This is a genomic window from Rhodanobacter sp. C06 (genome assembly GCF_002001105.1).
GTDB lineage: Bacteria > Pseudomonadota > Gammaproteobacteria > Xanthomonadales > Rhodanobacteraceae > Rhodanobacter_A.
The window spans coordinates 14090-32880 of record NZ_MUNP01000076.1; the positions used below are offsets into that span (position 1 = coordinate 14090).

Annotated in this window: 11 protein-coding genes; 6 read left to right on the forward strand and 5 right to left on the reverse strand. The window is 65.9% G+C overall.

Features of this window, described 5'->3' with window-relative positions:
• Window positions 1-32: 32 nt before the first annotated feature.
• A complete protein-coding gene (locus B0E52_RS16700) occupies window positions 33-1640 on the forward strand; it encodes a sulfotransferase family protein (RefSeq protein WP_077485686.1) in 1608 nt (535 codons plus the stop codon).
• Window positions 1641-1770: 130 nt separating this feature from the next.
• On the opposite strand, the gene B0E52_RS16705 is transcribed toward B0E52_RS16700, so the two are convergent.
• The gene (locus B0E52_RS16705; RefSeq protein ID WP_077485688.1) at window positions 1771-4911 is read right to left on the reverse strand and encodes a TonB-dependent receptor; all 3141 of its coding nucleotides are present in this window, start codon (window positions 4909-4911) and stop codon (window positions 1771-1773) included.
• A 478-nt stretch (window positions 4912-5389) separates the two neighbouring features.
• Window positions 5390-6685 (reverse strand): hypothetical protein, encoded by a 1296-nt coding sequence (locus B0E52_RS16710; protein ID WP_077485689.1) that lies wholly within the window; start codon window positions 6683-6685, stop codon window positions 5390-5392.
• Between the two features lie 346 nt (window positions 6686-7031).
• Between B0E52_RS16710 and grxD the strand changes: the two genes are divergently transcribed.
• Window positions 7032-7931, forward strand: coding sequence for a Grx4 family monothiol glutaredoxin (grxD, locus tag B0E52_RS16715; protein WP_077485691.1), 900 nt, complete (start codon window positions 7032-7034; stop codon window positions 7929-7931).
• A gap of 3 nt (window positions 7932-7934) precedes the next feature.
• The gene (locus B0E52_RS16720) at window positions 7935-9497 is read left to right on the forward strand and encodes a sulfotransferase (protein WP_077485692.1); all 1563 of its coding nucleotides are present in this window, start codon (window positions 7935-7937) and stop codon (window positions 9495-9497) included.
• 103 nt (window positions 9498-9600) lie between these two features.
• On the opposite strand, the gene B0E52_RS16725 is transcribed toward B0E52_RS16720, so the two are convergent.
• From B0E52_RS16725 to B0E52_RS16735, 3 genes are all read right to left on the reverse strand, one after another.
• A complete protein-coding gene (locus tag B0E52_RS16725; RefSeq protein ID WP_168174215.1) occupies window positions 9601-12762 on the reverse strand; it encodes a TonB-dependent receptor in 3162 nt (1053 codons plus the stop codon).
• 565 nt (window positions 12763-13327) lie between these two features.
• Window positions 13328-14644, reverse strand: coding sequence for an aspartyl/asparaginyl beta-hydroxylase domain-containing protein (locus B0E52_RS16730; protein ID WP_077485695.1), 1317 nt, complete (start codon window positions 14642-14644; stop codon window positions 13328-13330).
• A gap of 111 nt (window positions 14645-14755) precedes the next feature.
• Window positions 14756-15547, reverse strand: a complete 792-nt coding sequence (locus B0E52_RS16735; RefSeq protein ID WP_077485697.1) for an AMP nucleosidase — start codon at window positions 15545-15547, stop codon at window positions 14756-14758.
• Between the two features lie 258 nt (window positions 15548-15805).
• Between B0E52_RS16735 and B0E52_RS16740 the strand changes: the two genes are divergently transcribed.
• The 3 genes from B0E52_RS16740 to B0E52_RS18585 form a co-directional block, all read left to right on the forward strand.
• A complete protein-coding gene (locus B0E52_RS16740; protein WP_077485699.1) occupies window positions 15806-17407 on the forward strand; it encodes a hypothetical protein in 1602 nt (533 codons plus the stop codon).
• 170 nt (window positions 17408-17577) lie between these two features.
• On the forward strand, window positions 17578-18522 hold the full coding sequence (locus B0E52_RS16745) for a DegV family protein (RefSeq protein ID WP_174575584.1): 945 nt from the start codon (window positions 17578-17580) through the stop codon (window positions 18520-18522).
• Between the two features lie 23 nt (window positions 18523-18545).
• Window positions 18546-18791: DUF4124 domain-containing protein (locus B0E52_RS18585; protein WP_168174216.1), on the forward strand; the 246-nt coding region annotated here is incomplete at its 3' end.

The window sequence follows — 18791 nt, forward strand, 5'->3', positions numbered from 1 at the left end:
GGTTCGACGCCATCCTGAGGAATCCGCGACACATGGCGCCCAACCCTCCTGTTTCAGCAACGCCCGGCCATACTGCCGGCTTGTCGCCCACCGCCACGCGCCTGCTGGCCGAGGCCAGCCGCGCGCTGGGCAACGAACGACTCGACGATGCCGAAAGGGCACTGATCGGCGTGCTGGCGATGGCCCCCGATCACGCCGAGGCGCACCGCATGCTGGGCATCGTCTGCCAGATGCGCGGCGAACCCGCGAAGGCGGTGGAATACCTGCAGCAGGCGCTCGCGCTCGCTCCGGACAATCCCGTCCTGCACACCAACCTCGGCACCGCGCTGTACGAATGCGGCCAGATCGACGCCGCGCTGGCGGCGTTGCAGCGGGCCTGCGAACTGGCCCCGCGCATGGCGAGCTCCTGGTACAACCTGGGCAAGGCGCTGAAACTGCAATACCGCGCCGCGGACGCTTGCCAGGTGTTGCAGCTGGCCCTGCGCCTCGACCCCGCGCACACCCGATCGCGCATTACCCTGGCGGACGCGCAGGCGATCCTGGGCGACATTCCCGCCGCAGTGGCGAACTACCGCGAAGTGTTGCGCCGCGAACCGATGGAACCCAATGTCTGGTTCGCCCTTGCCAACCTGAAAACGCTGGCGTTCGACGACCGGGACCTCGCCCAGTTGCAACGGGCGTTCCACCAGCCCGGGGCAACGGCGGATGCACGGGTTCGGATCGGCTTTGCCCTGGCCAAGGCCTGCGAGGACCATCGCGACTACGCCGGAGCCTATGCCGCCCTCGGCGAAGCCAATGCGCTGAAGCGCCGTGAAGTGGGCTGGAACGCCCAGGCCGAGCGCAAGCGGGTCGAACAGATCATGCAGGCGTTCACCGACCCCGTGACCGCGCCGCTAGACACGCGCCTGGGCCAGGAGGCGATCTTCATCGTCAGCCTGCCGCGCACCGGCTCCACCTTGGTCGAACAGATCCTCGCCTCGCATTCGCAGGTGGAGGGCGCCAACGAGATCACCGATCTGCCCCAGGTCATCGAGGACGAGTCGAAGCGGCGCGGCATGCCGTTTCCGCACTGGGTCGCCGAGGCCACCGCCGCGGACTGGGCACGACTGGGTCGCGACTACCTCACACGCACCGCCCGCTGGCGGCAGGCGCGTCCGCGCTTCACCGACAAGAACCTGGTCACCTGGCAGTACGTCGGCGCGATCCGCGCCATGCTGCCCGGCGCACGCATCGTGCACTGCCACCGCGACCCGCTGGAAACCTGCTTCGCCTGCTACCGCCAGCTGTTCAGCAACGGCGCCCACTTCAGCTACGACCTCGACGACATGGTGATGCACCATCAGGACTACCAGCACCTGATGGGCCACTGGCTGGCCAGCTACCCGCAGCACCTGCTCGACTTCCCGCACGAGGCCCTGCTGGCTGATTCCGAATCGTGCATCCGTCGCTTGCTGGACTTCTGCGGCCTCGACTTCGATCCCGCCTGTCTCCAGCCGCACCAGACCGTGCGCGCCGTGCACAGCACCGCCAGCGCGGCGCAGGTGCGCCAGCCGCTCAAGGCCGGGGTCAGCTACCGCGAGCGCTACGGCGAACTGCTGCACCCACTTCGCGAGCGCCTGGCAAGCAGCACCGGCGGCTGAAGCAACCTCCCCTCCGCACACCCGGTCCACGCAAAAGGCCGCCGGTTTCCCGGCGGCCTTGCTTGTTTGTTGCCTTGCTCGTTTGCCCGTCTGCGCCGGGATGTACCCCGGCGCAGGCGGCGATCAAGCCTTACCAGTCGTAGGTCACGCCCAAGGTCATGTAGCGCGGCGTCTCCGACGCGTAGATCGAGTTGTAGGTCGAACGCGGGTTGGTCGTGCTGCCGTAGTTCGCCCGGTACTGCGTTGCCTTCTGCTCGTTGAACACGTTGTGCACCTGCAGCTGGAAGGCCAGCTTCTTGTCCGCCCACTCCGGCCGGTATTCGACGCTGAGGTCCAGCGGATGGATCCACGGCGTATAGCCCGTCGTGCCGCTCGGCGCCGGCACGCCGCCGCACCAGTGGGTGTAGTCGCCGTAGCCCAGCCCCGGGTTGGTCTGGTCCGGACCGTAGTAGCCCAAGCAGGCCTTCGGCGTACCCGAAGCCACCGTCAGGATGCCGCTGGCAGTCCATTCCGGGGCGATCTGGTAGGTGCCGTAGGCCTTCAGCACGTGCTTGCGCGAGTTTGCCTGCACGCCGTTCGCGTACTGCATCAGCTGGCCGTAGTCCCACTGCGTGGTGGCCGACACCGAGTTGCCACCCTGGCCGATGTTCGACTGTACCGGGCCGTCCGTCGAGCCGTAGCTCTTGGAGAACACGTAGTCGATCTTGCCCTGCCACTTGCCGTCCCACGGATGCTCCAGGTAGGCCTCCAGCGCGTAGTACTTGCGCTTGGCCGCCGGGAAGCCGAACTGCGCCGGCGACACGGTGTAGTAGTTGTAGCCGCCGTTGTCGTTCTTCACCTGGAAACGGTTGGTCGAACCCGGGTTGATCAGCACGCTGGCCTGGATGTTGCCGCAATCCACGCCCGGCACGCCCGGGTTCTGCGCCATCAACTGCGCGCACTGGGTGGTGGTGTCGCCGACATCGTCGACGATGCGACCCAGCCTGCGCACGGTAGCCTGTACGCCGTACACATAGGCTGGCGTGATCTGCTGCTGCATGCCCAGCACGAACTCGTCCTGGTACTCAGCCTTGAGGTTGGTCGAGCGCACGGTATTCGGGTCGAGCGGCTGGCCGTACTCGTTGTTGGCCGACACCGGCTGACCTGCGCTGGTGACGTTGCCCAGGCCGGTACCGACGATCGGGGTCAGGTTTTGCGGGATGCCGTTCGCATCGATGCCCGAGTAGGTGTAGTAGGTGCGCGTGTACAAGGAGCCGGATGCCTCACGAATCGCCACGCCGGACGGCAGTGCCAGGTAGTAGCGACCGGCATTGCCGTATACCTTCAACGTGGAGTCGCCGAACACATCCCAGCTGAAGCCCAGACGCGGCGCCCACTGCGGCTTGGTCAAGCGCACGTAGGCGACGCCATCGGGGTTGTAGTTGGTGAACTGATCATCGCGCAGGCCGAGGTTCAGCAGCAGGTTGGGCAGCACCTGCCAGTTGTCCTGGACGTACTGCGCGCGCTGGCTCACTTTCACCGTGCTGTTGGTGATGAAGCGGTACTGGTCGACGTAATAGCCTGACGCACCGTTCGGGTAGTTGGCAGTGGCGTCCACGAACGGCGCCGTGCCAACGACCGAGCCGGCGATCGGCTTGGTGGCGCTGGGCGCCTGGGCGTATTCCCACGCATAGCCCGGGCCGCTCATCGCACTGCCGGCACCGATGTCCATGGTGGTCATGTTGTCGATACCGAACTTGATATCGTGCTGGCCCAGTTTCCAGTCCAGGTCGAGGCGCAGGTTGGTGGTGCTCGACTTGTGGCCGGGGTTGGGGATGTTGGTGTTGGTGTTGCTGTTGCTGATGCCGCCCGGGCTGCCGCCGGTGTAGGCCGGGTTCTGCGAGGACGCGCCGAGGATGTTCGGCAGGGTCGGATCGAAGCCAGCGTAAGGAATGACCTCGGTGTAGTAGGTGCCCGTCATCTTGCCGTACATCGCCTCGAGGCTGAGGTTGTCGGTGATGTACGAGGTGTACTTGGCGATCCAGATGCCGAAGGCATTCTTGGTGTGCTGGTCGTAGCTGCTGAAGCTACCCACCGAGTTCTGGGCGTAGTTGTTCCCCGGCGCATTGTTGTAGTTGTAGATGGAGGCGGAATAGGACTGCTGGTTCCTCACGCCGGTCAGCGACAAGGTGTTGTTGTCGTTGATGTTCCAGTCCAGCTTGGCGTAGAACTTCGGCATGCTGTACTGGCGGTAGTACACGTTGCTCAGGCCGACCGACTGGACCGCCGTGGTCTGCTGCTTGTCGGACTCCGCCGAAATGAAGAAGAACAACTTGTCCTTGATCAGCGGGCCGCTGATGTAGGCGTCGTAGATGTTTTCCCAGCTGGTGTTGCGGTTGCGGAAGTCGTAGATGCTGCCGGCCGTGCGACCCGGGGTGGTCACCAGCGGGTTGTTGTAGTGGTAGTTGATGTAATTGCTGCGCAGAGCCATCGGGGCAAACTGTGCCTGGCCACCGAAGTGCCAGTCGTTGGTGCCGCTCTTGCCGATCTGGCTGATCACGCCACCGGCGGAGCGCCCGTATTCGGCGCCGTAACCGCTGGTGAGGGTTTCCTGCTGGGCGATCGAACCGTACGGCAAGGTGATGCCGCCCGAATTGCCCAGCGGGTCGGAGGTATTGAAGCCGTTGATGTAGTAGGCGTTCTCGGCCACCGAGGAGCCACCGAAGGACACCAGCGGTTCACCAGTAGGACCAGCGCCCAGCTCGGACGCACCCGCCACCGTACCCGGAGCCAGCAACGCGATCGCCTCGCCGCTGCGCGCCAGCGGCAGGTGCTTGAGCTGCTCGGCGGTGATGACCGAGGCCTCGCGGGTCGAGGTCACGTCGATCGCCGGCAGGGCGTTGCCCGTGACCGTGACCGTGGACAGGTTCTGCGCGTTCTTCGCGTTTGCGCCAGCCTCGGTGAAGTTGACCGCCTGCGCGCCCGACACCCTCGGCGTGATGTTGGCCTGCGACTGCACCACGTTGCCGTTCTGCAGCAGGTTCACGGTATACGTGCCCACCGGCACCGTCACCGTGTAGTGACCCGCGCTATCCACCGGCACCGTGCGGTTGAAACCGGAGCCACCGACGATCTGCACGGTCTCGCCGGCCGCGACCGGTGCGGTGCCGAAGATCGTGCTGGTGGTGGCCTGCGCCAGCACCTGCCCTGACAGACCGACACCGGCAGCGATGGCCACCGCCAGCGCGGTGCGGCGCACCGTGGAACGACGCACCACATTATTGAGTTTCATGGCATTCATGAGATTAAAAACTCCCCAGCGAAATAAAGACGACTTCTTAACTGCAAGCAGGCATGGCAACGTCTTGGCATCTGCCAGAGACCCACCATGCCCCCTAAAGCGCGGCACCGGAAATCAAGCAAGTCGAACTAACAGGCCAGACATCTCTAGAAACATCCGAACCGGGATCATCCATCGCAAGATTGTGGTCACGGCCTGCATGCAAACTGCCTTCGTGCCCACCGAGATTAAACATCTGCCTAACGTAAAGTCAACAATCAAGAAGTTGCGAATTTATGTAGAAAGCGCATTATCTTTCTATTAATCAGGAATATTTTACGATTTGCGAACCCGTCGCTTCCATAACCCCTGTCAAAACCCCTGTGCACCCGGCCTTCGATACAAGGTGGCAGAAGCACTCCTGAAGACCGGGCACCACTGCATCGGCCCGCGCCGCGTCGAACCCATACGGGTCTGGCCAAGTCGCAGCTCAGTGCGCGGCGATCTGGATAGTGGCTTCACCAAGGGTTTTGCCGGCCACGTCCCATGCACGCAGCCGATACGTGCCCACGCGCAGGAACAGCTCGCTGGCTGCCGGCGCGTGCAGAAAGGTGTAACGGTCGGCCGGGATTGCATCGTCTGGCTCGCTGCCGTAACGCGCCTCTACCACGCATGGGGTCACGCCATGGCACAGCCCGGTATCGATGGGCCATCTCTGCCGCTCTCCGCCTAGCGACAGCCAGTCCGGCCGCTGCTGCCCGCGCATGGGCGGCAGTACCACGCTCACGTCATGACGCCACGGGTCGGAGCTCCAGGTGCGGTTGCCCTCGTGAAGCTGCAGCACAAAGGGCTGGTCCATCTCCATGACATCGATGATCTGGTGATACGGGTCGGCATGCGGCGACGGCTCGACATCACGAAACTGGGTCTGGTCGACAGACAGCGGCTCCAGGCCAGTGAGCTTCTGCAGGCGCATGGCCATGGGCTCGATGCCTCCAAGGTGCCCCTTGGCCTTGTCGATGTGCGCATAGCCGGCCATGACGAACAGACGCGCATGCGGATCGCGGACGAACACCTTGCGGTCGAGATTCTCGGCCTGGGCATCGTCGCGGTCGGCCACCTGGTTGATGGGGTCGTACGCCACGATGGTGTAGCCGAGCCGGATGGCTTCCCGCAGGATGTCCCCGTACAGTGGCTCCCTCAAGTATTCGGTGCCACTGCTTTCGATGGGGTAACCCCGGCGCATGAGCGCGTTCCCGCTTTCGGTGAGGGCTTCCGCGGCAAAATAGTCGTAGCCCAGCGCACGCAGACGCGGCAGCAAGGCAAGAATGAGCACGCGGGTGTGCGGATCATCGTGCGCTTCGTTGACCAGTACGATGCGCCGCTTGACGGCCAGCTTGGCAACCGCATCCGCCGCATTGACCGCGATGACATTGCCGGCGCCATGCACCTCGGAAATGATGCCGTAGGCGGCGTTGTCCAGCGCCTGACTGACCCATGGCAGGGGGCGGCGCAGCGCGATCCGGTCATCGAACGGAAAGTCGCGTATCGCCAGATCGTACAATCCCAGCTCGCAGTCCACGGTGGACAGCAGTTGGCGGGCAAAGGATTGGTCGGACGCGGACAAGTCCGGCATGCGGGCGAGCAGGTACTGGCGCCGTGCCAAGTCGTTGGCTTGTGCGCGGAACCGGCTGAGCAGTTCATCCTCCGTCTGTGCATGGGCACTGGTGAGGCACCCCAGGGACATGATGCAGAAAAGAGCAAAAGCGAAGATACGCGCTGCCATGGAATGGACTCACCTCTCTGCCTGACAAGCAGCTTGACAGCGGGCGACTCGACGACACAAGCGCCAATTGTCTCGATTTGCCGTCTTCCCAATGTTCTCCACCGGCTTGCCTGCAACCCGCGCTCGGTTTCGCGAAGATCGAGGTTTCGGCAACCCGCGAGCAGCACCACGCGTGGATCTCCCCGCTGACGACGGCCTGCACCCCTCGGCCGCGCAGTACACGCTGTGGGCCGAAGCCGCGTTGTCGGTGGTTCGCGACATGCTTGCGGCCGCGCCTGCGGCTTGAAGCCGCCAACGGGCGCCAGCATATCGGCGGTATCATGGCGTGTCTCTTCCGGAACCCCCCATGTCTCTCGACACCGCCACCCGCGAACGCATCGAGTCCCTGCTCAAGAGCCACCGCGTGGTGCTGTTCATGAAGGGCAACCGGTCCCAGCCGGCCTGCGGCTTCTCCGCCGCCGCCACCAACACGCTCAACGAGCTGTTGCCGGACTACCACACGGTGAACGTGCTGGAAGATCCGGAAATCCGCGAGGGCATCAAGGCCTACGGCGACTGGCCCACCATCCCGCAGCTCTACGTCGAAGGCGAGCTGGTCGGCGGCGCCGACATCATCCGCCAGATGTACGGCAGCGGCGAACTGCACACGCTGTTCGGCGTCGCCGCGCCGGACCGCACGCCGCCGGAAATCACCATCACCGACGCCGCCGCCAAGGCGATCCGCGAAGGCACGGCGAACGCGCAGGGCTTGGCGCTGCATCTGGAAATCGGCCCCGACCACAGCGCCGGCTTCCAGCTCGCCCCGGCCAGCGAGCACGACATCGTGGCGCACGCGAACGGCCTGGAAGTGCACTTCGACCCCGCCAGCGCCCAGCGCGCCAAGGGCATCGTGATCGACTGGGTCTCCACCGTGCAGGGCGAAGGCCTCAGCCTGAAATTCCCCGGCGCGCAGGAAGTGAAATCGCTCACCGTGCAGGAACTGCAGCAGCGCCTCGCCGCCGGCAGCATCGTGTTGATCGACGTACGCCCGGCCGCCGCGCGTGCCCAGCTGCCCGCGCTGCCGCAGGCGCGCATCCTCGAAGACGAAGGCTACGAGGCGCTCGCCGCCCTGCCCAAGGACACCGAACTCGCCTTCGTCTGCCAGCGCGGCATCTCCAGCCAAGGCGTGGCCGAACGCTTCGCCGCGCACGGCTTCAGCCACGTGCACAACGTGGCGGGCGGCATGGAGGCCTGGCACTCAGCCTGAACCATGTCTCCGCCTCCAACCTCTGCCCATATCGGCCAGTTGATGGCGGAAGCCGGCAAGGCGCTCGGCCAAGGCCGGCTTGACCATGCCGAGCGCGCGCTGACGCAGGTACTGGCTGCAAATCCCGCGCTGACCGACGCTCAATACCTGTACGGCGTTGCCTGCCTGATGGGTGGCCACGCCGCCAAGGCTGCCGACTGGCTGCGCAAGGCCGTCGCGCAGCGGCCCACCGACGCCAACATGCGGACCTATCTGGGCTGCGCCCTGCACGATGCCGGCGCCTTGGACGAAGCGCTGATTCATCTGCGTCGCGCCTGTGAGCTGGCGCCCGGGCAGGCATCGAACTGGTACAACCTTGGCAAGGCACTGAAACAGCGGGGTCAATTGCGCGATGCCGACGAGGCCTTTCGCCACACGCTGAGCCTGGACGAACGGCACCCGCTGGCGCGGATCGGCGTAGCCGACATCGCCACCATGCAAGGCGACATTCCGCGTGCCGTGGCCGAGTATCGGCATGTGCTTCGCCTGCAACCCGGGCGCGCCGAGGCGTGGCACGGGCTGGCCAACCTCAAGACCGAATCGCTGAGTCCTGCTGATGTCGAGCAGCTCCGCCAGACCTTGCGTCAACCGGGCATCCAGCCCGACGTGCGGGTGATGCTTGGTTTCAGCCTGTACCGGGCCCTGGAGGACCAGCACGACCACGCCGGCGCCTTCGAGGCGCTGCACCAGGCAAATGCGGACAAGCGCCGCCTGGTGGAGTGGGATGCCGCTGCGGAACATTCGAAGATCGACCGCATCATGGAAGCCTTCCGCGCGCCCGTGCCTGCACCGATGGATCCGGCGCTGGGCCACGAAGTCATCTTCATCGCCAGCATGCCGCGTTCGGGTTCCACGCTGGTCGAGCATATCCTTGCCACGCATCCCGACGTCGAGGGCGCCAACGAAATCCCCGACCTGCCCCAGGTCATCGAAGACGAATCGCGCCGCCGCGGCCAGCCCTTCCCGCAGTGGGCAAGCGAAGCCACCACCGACGATTGGCACCGACTCGGCAAGGACTACCTGGCCCGTACCGCATGCTGGCGCGAGCGAAGCCCTCGCTTCACCGACAAGAACGTCGCCAACTGGCCACTGCTGGGCGCCGTACGCCTGATGCTGCCGGGCGCAAGAATCATCCACTGCCACCGCGATCCGGTGGAGACCTGCTTCTCCTGCTATCGCCACCTGTTCCGGCATGGAGTGTCTTACAGCTACGACCTCGACGAGATGGCCGAGTGCTACCGCGACTACGAACGTCTCAGCGCGTTCTGGCTCGCACGCCATCCGCAGCACGTGCTCGACTACTCCTACGAAACACTGGTACGCGAGCCGGAAGCGCAGATCCGCCGCCTGCTCGCGTTCTGCGAGCTGCGTTTCGATCCCGCCTGCCTCACGCCGCACCAGACCCAACGCGAAGTGCTGAGCACGGCGAGCGCGGCGCAGGTGCGCGAGCCCATCCGCGCCGACACGTCGCACAGCGCGCCATATATGGAATGGTTGCGGCCGCTTCACGAAAGATTCGGACGCTGAAACGAACAAGGCCGCCAGTTTCCCGGCGGCCTTGTTTATCCTGCTTCTCGCCTCCCCCTGACGCCATCGACTTGCGATGGCGCCAGGCGAGGGAGCTGTCTTCTTACCAGTCGTACTTGACGCTGAACTCTGCGAACCGCGGCTGCTCCACCGCATACCCCGTGACGCCGCCGATCGGCAGCTTGTACGCGGTGTCCGGTGCACCACCCACGCCATCGTGGGTAACGATGTAAGCCGTGTCGTGCTGCTCGTTGAACACGTTCTGGACCTGCACCTGCAGAGTCAGGTGCTTGCCGGCCCACTCCGGGATGTAGCTGACGGACAGGTCGAGCTTATGGGTCCAAGGCGTATGGCCGGCCTTGCCCGGAGGCGACGGCATACCGTCGCACCAGTGGTAAGCCTCGCCGTAGCCGTCCGGATCGGTCTGGCCCGGCCCCCAAGCACCCAGGCAGGTAATGGGCGCACCCGACTGGACGATATACAGGCCGCTGACCAACCACTCGGGGGTGATCGCGTAGGTGCCGTAGGCCTTCAGCGTGTGGCGATGCGAGTTCGGCAGCTCGCCGTTCGAGTACTGCATCAGTTCGGGGAAGTCCCAAGCCTCGCTGATCGAGGCGGACTGGCCGCCACCGGCAGCGGCCGAGGCATTGGAGATCTGGCCGAGCGGCGAGTAGGTCGGGCCTTCCGTGGTGCCGTAGCTCTTGGCGAACACGTAGTCGATCTTGCCCATCCACTTGCCGTCCCACGGATGCTCGAGGGCTTCTTCCAGGCTGTAGTACTTGCGGAACGCTGCGGGGAAGCCCACGACATTTCCTGCAGCAGACGCGGTGTGCGGGTTCCAGATGTAGGTCTTGTAGGTACCGTCGGTCGCCAGATAGCGCACTTGGTTGCTGCGCCCGGGGTTGACCAGGATGTCCGTCTGGAACGCGGTCGGATTCGCGTCGGCAGGCATATTGACGGTACCGGTGTCGTCGATGATGTTGTTCATCCTCGAGTAGGTCGCCTGCGAGGTCCAGACCAGCGACTGGCCGAACGCGTTGAGCGTCTTCTGGAAACCCAGCACGTACTCGTCCTGGTACATCGGCTTCAGATCCGAGGCGGCAATCGTCTTCGGGTCCTTCGGCGTGCCGTACTCACCGTCGGGCGAGTATGGCGTCGCGCTCGTGTGAACCGATGTCAGGCCCTGCGGAATGCCGTTCGAATCGATGGACGAGTAGGTGTAGTACTCGTTGAGGTAGGCATTGGCGCCTGCCATGCGCACGCCGAGGCCCGTGGGCAAGGCAAGGTAGTAACGCCCCACGTTGCCATACAGCTTGGCGCTGCTGTCACCGAAGATGTCCCAGCTGAAGCCCAGGCGCGGCTGCCACTGCGGCGAGGTCTCCCGGATGTAGGGTTGATTGCCTGCGCTGTAGTTGGTGAACTGGTCGTTGCGCAGGCCGAGGTTCAGCAGCAGGTTCGGCGTGACCTGCCAGTTGTCCTCGATGTATTGCGCCTTCTGCTCCACCGTGAACGAGGCCACGCCGCCATACGTCCGCTTCACGACGTAGTAGCTGTTACCGCCCACCGCACCGCCATTGGGGTAGTTGATCGGGTTGTCGACGCACTGGCCCAGGGCGTTGCACGACAGGGTAGGCGAGGAGAAGTTCTTCGACCCTTCCTTGCCGTAGATCCAGTAATACCCCGGACCGGCGCTCTGGCTGCCGTCGCTGATGTCCGTGCTGCGCATGTTGTCGATACCGAACTTCACGTCGTGATCGCCCAACTTCCAGTCGAGGTCCAGACGGAAGTTGTTCTCGGTCGACTTGTGGTCCGGAGAGGGAATGGTAAGCGGGTTGTTGTTCGTGTTGCCGGAGCCCGGAACGGTCGGGTTCTGGTTTGAAACGCCAGATATGCCGGCCAGCAGTACATCGAAGCCCGGATAGGCCACTTGCTGGCTGTAGTACGTGCTCTTCATCTTGCCGGCCAGCACACTCAGCGTGAGGTTGTCGGTGATGTACGAGGTGTACTTCAGGATGCCGATGTCGAACTTGCTCGAGTACAGCGGATTGTTGATGGAGTTGAAACTGCCGATGCTGTTGTTGCTGTAGTCGTAGTTGTAGGCGTTGTTCGAGAGGTCTTCTTCCTTGCTCGAGGCGTAGGTGGCTTCAAGGACGTTGCTGTCGTTGATGTTCCAGTCCAGCTTGCCGTAGAGCTTAGGTGAGGTGGTGCTGTGCGAGTTGTAGTAAGGCGCATTGACCGAGCCGGTGGACTTGGTACTGTCGTGCTGGGCCTCGGCCGTGATGTAGAAGAACAGCTTGTCCTTGATCAGCGGGCCCGAAATGTAGGCGTCGTAAACCGTGCTCCAGTCTTCGTTCTTGCGGCGATTGACGTAGATGTCGCCTGGCTGCTGGCCCGCCGTGGTCGACGCCGGGTTCGCGTAGTAGATGTTGTCGTAGCCGCTTTGCGCCCAAGTCGGCGCCCAAGTCACATAGGCGCCAGCATGGAAGTCGTTGCCCCCGCGATGGCCGATCTGGCTAATCACGCCGCCGGTGGAGCGGCCGTATTCGGCGCCGTAGCCGGAGGTAATGGTCTGCTGCTCGGCGATGGCGAAGTACGGCAGGGCGATGCCGCCCGCGTTGCCCACCGGGTCGGTGGTGTTGAAGCCGTTGATGTAGTAGGCGTTTTCCGCCGTCGAGTCGCCACCGAAGGAGATCAGCGGGGTACCGGCCGGGCCGGTGCCCAGACTGGCGTTGCCGCCGGCGACACCCGGCGCCAGCACGGCGATGGATTCGGCGTTGCGCGCCAGCGGCAGCGTCTTCAGCTGCTGCGCAGTGATCACCGAGGTCTGGCGGGTGGAGGACACGTCGATCGATGGCAACGAGTTGGCCGTGACCGTGACGCTGGAGAGGTTCTGCACGTTTTTGCCGGCTTCGGCAACGGCAAACGGTACTGGCGTACCGCCCGCTACGCTCACCGTCACATGATCCTTCGTGGCAACCACGTTGCCACCCTGCATCAGCGACACGGTGTAGTCACCCACCGGCAACTGGTTGGCGCCATAGCGACCGTCGCTGCCGACCGCCACCTCGCGGGTCAGGCCGGTCTGGTTGTTGACGATGCGAACCGTCTCGCCCGCCGACACCGGCGCGGTACCGAACACGGAACCGGTGGTGGCCTGCGCCAGCACCTGCCCGGACAAACCGACGCCTGCGGCGATGGCCAGAGCCAGCGCGGTGCGGCGCACCGCGGAGCGACGCGCCCCGTTGTTGAACTTCGTGGAATTCATGAGATTGAAAACTCCCCAGTGAAAATGACGGCATTCTTTGATTGCTGGCCGACACGGCGTTGCGTGGCCCTGCCTGGTTCCTGCGCACTCCCCCAGTGCGCACACCCATCTGGAACGAAACCATGTCGAGCCGCAGCAACCGCATTGCATCCAGCGCATCGCTAGAAGCGCATCGACAGTAAACATCCGTCTAACGCAAAGTCAACAAACAAGAAATCGCGATTTATTCTTTATAAACTAGCTATTTACGCAATATTTTTCGATATTTTGAGATGAACGGTATATGTTGCGTGCACCTCGTAAAATCACGCGCGAATGATCGCATTGCAACATGGCAACCTCGATATCTGCATGACCCATGTCGTTGCATGCAATGGCATGCACCGTCTTGCATCGGAGGCAATCTGGCCGGCCAAAGTGCTTATTTGAAATTTCGCCTCGGCCGCACATATTTGCGGCAACAACATTCGGGAAATGTCAGGCGACACGCAGTCGGTACATGGCCTGTTGCATTGACTGGATCATGCCAAGGCGGCATTCGAAACCCGCCACGCCAGGCCTCACCTCAATTTCCCGGCAATCCGCAACTGCGGTTGAAGTCGCCGATGCCGGCGACCAGGGTGGCGATGGCGACGCGCTCCGGCTCGCTGAGGTCGGGGTTCCAGCAGTCCATGATCAGCACCACGCGGGTCTGGTCGCTCCGGTTCCACGCCTCGTGCTCGAAGGTGTCGTCGAAAGTGACGCAGCGGCCTTCCTGCCATTCGTGGATCTCCCCACCCACGTTCAGCGCGCAATCCTTCGGCACGATCAGCGGCAGGTGGGTGACCAGGCGCGTGTTGGTGACGCCGCGGTGCGGCAGGATGTGGGTGCCGGGACGCAGCACCGAGAACAGCGTCTCCGGCCCGTGTTCGCGGATCCGCGACAGCGGCATCCGCTCGACCAGCGCGGTGGTTTGCGGGCAGGCCGCGCAGTGCGCGTCGTAGCGCTGTCCGTGGCGGTAGAAGAAATAGGCGTCCCACGCCGCCGGCTGCGCGCCCGAGCCGCGCAGCATGGTCTCCAGCTGCTCCCGGGTGTCGGTCTTGAGGAAGGCTTCCAGGTCCCGCGACTGCTCCAGCACCGCACGCAGTTCCGCGCGGATCGCGGCGGTGCCCGCCTCCAGCGCCCCGAATTCCGGGAAGCGCTCGCGCGGGTAATAGGCCCGGCTGGGAATGCCGGGGAAGTACAGGAACTTCGGCTGCTGCCGCGGATCGGGCAGGTTAGCCAGCTGCTCGTGCAGGTAGATCGCGAGGCATTGCTCGACACGGCGCAGTTCCGCGCGGCCGTAGCGTTCGCGCAGCGGTTCCAGCATGCCGTCGAACAAGGCGTGCCGCCCGGCATCCACATGGCGCATCGCGTGCTGCACCGCTGCGCGGATGCCGGGCGCGGTGGTCGCGTCGTCGAGCCAGCGCCCCTGCGCCTGGGCCGCGCTGATCGCGGCGAAATACGCCACCAGCGCGTCGTGCGGCCGCCCGAGCTGCTCCAGCGCCACGCCCAGCCGCAGACGGGCCACGAACATCCCTGGCGCCAGCGCCAGCGCCTTGTCGAGATCGGCGGCCGCGCCCACATGATCCGCCAGCGCCATCCGCACCGTGCCCAGCTGGTGCAGCACCCCCGCCTCGCGCGGATGGGCACGATGCGCCTGCTGCAGATGCTCGATCGCCCGGGTGGCTTCGCCGCGCTCGAAATGGCGCGCGGCCAAAAACTGCAGCGCCTCCAGGTCGCCGGGCTCGCTGTCCAGCACGCAGGCGAAGGACTGTTCCGCCAGCGCCTGGTCGCCGCGGCCCAGCGCGAATCGCGCCCGCTCCCGGAAATCCGCCACCTGATCCGTCTGCCGCTCTGTCATCGCGAACTCCAGCCTGCGCGCTTTCTCCCGGTCGTCCGGAAGGAAGCGCGCATGATCAGCAGGGAATGACCCCCCGGCGCATGCGGGCCGCCCTGCGTCGGCGAACCCGCCTCACTCGCCCTCGCCATCCTCATCGAAGCGCAGGTGCTTCACGCTGCGGCCGTTGCGGCGGACCAGCTTGAGCGCCTCGATGCCGATGCGGATGTGCGCCTCGACGTACTTCTCGGTGACCTTGCGGTCGCTGGCCTCGGTCTTCACGCCCTCGGGGATCATCGGCTGGTCGGAAACCAGCAGCAGTGCGCCGCAGGGGATCTCGTTCGCGAATCCGGCCGCGAAAATGGTGGCGGTCTCCATGTCCACCGCCATGCAGCGGGTGCGCCGCAGGTAGGCCTTGAACTGTTCGTCGTGCTCCCAGACCCGGCGGTTGGTGGTGTAGACGGTGCCGGTCCAGTAGTCGTGGCCGAGGTCGCGGATCATGGTGGAGACGCCGCGCTGCAGCTGGAACGCGGGCAGTGCCGGCACCTCGGGCGGCAGGTAGTCGTTGCTGGTGCCCTCGCCGCGGATCGCGGCGATCGGCAGGACCAGGTCGCCGATCTGGTTCTTCTTCTTGAGCCCGCCGCACTTGCCCAGGAACAGCGCGGCCTTCGGCGTGATCGCGCCGAGCAGGTCCATCACGGTGGCGGCATTGGGGCTGCCCATGCCGAAGTTGATCAGGGTGATGCCGTCGGCGGTGGCGTTCGGCATCGGGCGGTCGCGGCCATGCACCTCCACGCCGTGCCAGTCGGCGAACAGGTCGACGTAGTGGCCGAAGTTGGTGAGCAGGATGTGCCGGCCGAACTGCTCCAGCGGGGTGCCGGTGTAGCGCGGCAGCCAGTTGGCGACGATCTCTTGCTTTTCTTTCATGGGACCCCTTGAGGTCGGCGCAGCAAACCTTCGCTGCGCGTTACCGGCGACGCCACGCCGGCGATAGGCCAGTTGTGTCCGTCCATCTTAGAGTGCGGCGCGCCTCCGCCGCCATTCGGAGCGGCGATACGCAGCGACCGCCCATCCCACGATCGCCGCCGCCCGGCTCGCGCAGCGCACCGCCCGTCACATGACGGCTGCCGGGCTCGTCGTCGCCACGGCACCCTGCCGCGACGGCGACGAGCACGGAGCGGCAAGATGCGCATCAGCAAGGCCATCGGGACCAGTAGCGCGCCCTGGCGCGAACGGGGCGCCGCGACCGCGTGTCGCCTGCTCGCCGGCATGCTGCTCGCCTTGCCGATCGGCGGCACCGTCGCCGCGCCCGTCGACGCCGGCGCGCACGCGCTGGTCGAACAGGCGCTGGCCGCGATGGGCCACGGTCGCGACCTCCACCACGTCGCCGCAATCCGCAGCACCGCGGTGGCGGCGAACTACGACGTGGTGGAGTTCGACCATGCCGACCCGCCCCATGTCTTCGCCGGCGTCTCGCGACTGGCCGTCACCGACGACCTGCGCCGCGATCGCCGGCTGGTCGAGGAAACCCCGCTGCACGCCGATCCTGCCGCGCCCACGCCCACCTTGCGCACCCTCTACGACGGCGCCGCGCAGCAGACCGACACCCGCGTCGCCGGGCGCGTGGTGTCCTCACTGCGGCTGGACGCGCCACCTTCCTGGCAGACCGACGAGCCGGTGCGCGCGCTGCTGCTGGCCGAGCGCGCATCGGACCTGACGCGCCAACCCGACGCCATCCTGCACGGCCTGCCCCAGCATGTGTTGGCGTTCCACCACGGCCGCTGGCCGGTGCGCATCTACCTGGATGCGCTGAGCGGCCTGCCCAGCGCGATCGAGACCGTGCGCACCGCCTCGCGCGCGATCAGCGGCGACATCGCCTGGAATGCCTGGGGCGACCTGCACGACCGCACCGAACTGATGAACTACATGCTGCTCGACGGCATTCGCTACCCGCTGCAGTCGGACTACCTGCGCAACGGCAGCGAACTGCGCAGCGTGACCCGCGCCACCGTGCAGGTGCTGGGTGCGCCGGACGCGGTCACGTTCGCGATGCAACCCGGCGCGCCGGCGCTGCACACGACCCTGGACCAGCTCGCGCTCGGCGAACCGGCGGGCCAGGCGCCCGACCCCAAGAAGCCGATCGCCGAGATCGCGCCGGGCATCGTGCAGATCCCCGGCTCCTGGTACAGCACCATCGTGCGCCAGGACGACGGCCTGGTGATCCTCGACGCACCGATCGCGCCCGCCTACGCCGCGCGCGTGCTGGCCGAGGCGGCACGCCGCTTTCCCGGCCTGCCGGTGAAGGCGGTGGTGGCCTCCACCGCGTTCTACTGGCACATGGCCGGCCTGCGCGAGTACGCCGCGCGCGGCATCCCGATCTACACCCGCGACCGCAACGTGGCGGTGGTACGCGCGATGCTCGCCGCGCCGCACACCCTGGCCCCCGACGACCTCGCGCGTGCGCCGCGCCGCGCCGACGTGCGCGGGGTGGCCGGGCCCACGCCGATCGGTACCGGCCGCCACGCCATCGTGGTGATGCCGGTGACCGAGGGCGAACAGCCGATGGTGATGAGCTGGATCGCCGACGCGCGCCTGCTGCACACCGCCGAGATGGTGCAGCCGCTGGGCCCCGACGGCGCGCTGCTGTATCCGGAATCGCTGCTGGAGCTGAAGCGTTCGGTGCGCGCCGCCGGTATCCCCACCGCAGGCCTGCGCATGATCGGCATGCACATGAGCCCCACGCCGTGGGATGTGCTGGAGCAGGCGCTGCGCAAAGGCGGCGGCTGAGCACGCTGCCGCATCGCTGCCGGCCGCGATGCCTCGACGCAGCCCGATGCAATCGAGCCGACACCGGCCGGTTGCCCGGGCATCCACGGCGCCCCGCCTCTCCATTTTTCCGAGTTTCGCGCGCGCCTTAGCGTGTTATGTTGCAGACGCCATTCTGAGGGGGATGACACATGCGCATGGGGCTGACCATGGATGCCGCCTGCGATCTGCCGCAGGCGTTTCTTGCAGAGCACCGCATCACGGTGCTGCCGATCACCGTGAAAGTCGACGGCGAAACCTTCATGGACGATCGCGACCCGGCGGAGATCCAGCGCTTCATCAGCCGCCGCCTGGGTAACCGCAGCCACTCGGCGGAAACCGAACCGACCACGGCGGAGGAAGTGCAGCAGCTGTTCCTGGAACGCCTGGTGCTGGAGCAGGACTGCGTGTTCAGCCTCACCATCACCGCCACCCGCAGCCCGATCCACGACAACGTGGTGCGCGCCAGCTTCGCGGTGCTGCGCGGCTACCGCGAGGTGCGCGAGCCGGCCGGCATCCCGGGCCCGTTCCTGCTGCGGGTGATCGACACCCGCAACATCTTCGCCGGCGCCGCGCCGGCGATCTGGGAGGCGGCCCGGCTGATCGCCGCGGACGAGGCACCGGCCACGATCCGCGAACGGCTCAACCACATCGCCAACCACAGCTACGGCTACATGCTGCCGCGCGACCTGTACTACCTGCGCGCCCGCGCCAAGAAGAAGAACGACCGCAGCGTGGGCCTGTTCAGCGCGATGCTGGGCTCGGCGCTGGACATCAAGCCGATCCTGCGCTGCTTCCGCGGCGAGACCGGCCCGGTGGGCAAGGCGCGCGGCTTCGAGCAGGGCGCGCAGCAGCTGTTCGACTACGCCGCCGCTCGCGTGCGCGCCGGCCTGCTGGTGCCGATGGTGTGCGCCAGCTACGGCGGCGACCTCGCCGTCTTGTCGCACCTGCCCGGCTACACCGGCCTGCGCACGGCCTGCGACGCATGCGGCGTCACCTTGCTGGAGGCGCCGATGAGCATCACCGGCATGGTCAATGTGGGCGAAGGCGCGGTGACGCTGGGCTTTGCCGCCGAGGACCACGAGGCCGCCTTCTGAGCCTCGGTCCGGCGGAACGAACGATGCCGCACCTGTCTGCCCTGCCCATCGTCCTCGCGCTGCTCGGCGTCGGCCTGTCGGCGCCCTGCGTCGCGCAGACGGTGTACCGATGCACGGGCGCGCACGGCGAAGCCAGCTACCAGGCCACGCCCTGCCCCGGCGCGCAACGCCAGCACACTGTTGCCCTCGACGCGCCACCCGAGCCGCCGCCAGTCACTGCAGCCACGCCGATCGACAGCGTGCCCCCGGCCCCCGCTGCCGTACCGCCG

Excerpts from the sequence above, each read along its gene's own strand:
- B0E52_RS16720 (WP_077485692.1), top strand. The coding sequence starts at position 7,935 with ATGTCTCCGCCTCCAACCTCTGCCCATATCGGCCAGTTGATGGCGGAA.
- B0E52_RS16740 (WP_077485699.1), top strand. The coding sequence starts at position 15,806 with ATGCGCATCAGCAAGGCCATCGGGACCAGTAGCGCGCCCTGGCGCGAA.
- B0E52_RS16725 (WP_168174215.1), bottom strand. The coding sequence starts at position 12,762 with ATGAATTCCACGAAGTTCAACAACGGGGCGCGTCGCTCCGCGGTGCGC.
- B0E52_RS16735 (WP_077485697.1), bottom strand. The coding sequence starts at position 15,547 with ATGAAAGAAAAGCAAGAGATCGTCGCCAACTGGCTGCCGCGCTACACC.
- B0E52_RS16730 (WP_077485695.1), bottom strand. The coding sequence starts at position 14,644 with ATGACAGAGCGGCAGACGGATCAGGTGGCGGATTTCCGGGAGCGGGCG.
- B0E52_RS16700 (WP_077485686.1), top strand. The coding sequence starts at position 33 with ATGGCGCCCAACCCTCCTGTTTCAGCAACGCCCGGCCATACTGCCGGC.
- B0E52_RS16705 (WP_077485688.1), bottom strand. The coding sequence starts at position 4,911 with ATGAAACTCAATAATGTGGTGCGTCGTTCCACGGTGCGCCGCACCGCG.
- grxD (WP_077485691.1), top strand. The coding sequence starts at position 7,032 with ATGTCTCTCGACACCGCCACCCGCGAACGCATCGAGTCCCTGCTCAAG.
- B0E52_RS16745 (WP_174575584.1), top strand. The coding sequence starts at position 17,578 with ATGCGCATGGGGCTGACCATGGATGCCGCCTGCGATCTGCCGCAGGCG.
- B0E52_RS16710 (WP_077485689.1), bottom strand. The coding sequence starts at position 6,685 with ATGGCAGCGCGTATCTTCGCTTTTGCTCTTTTCTGCATCATGTCCCTG.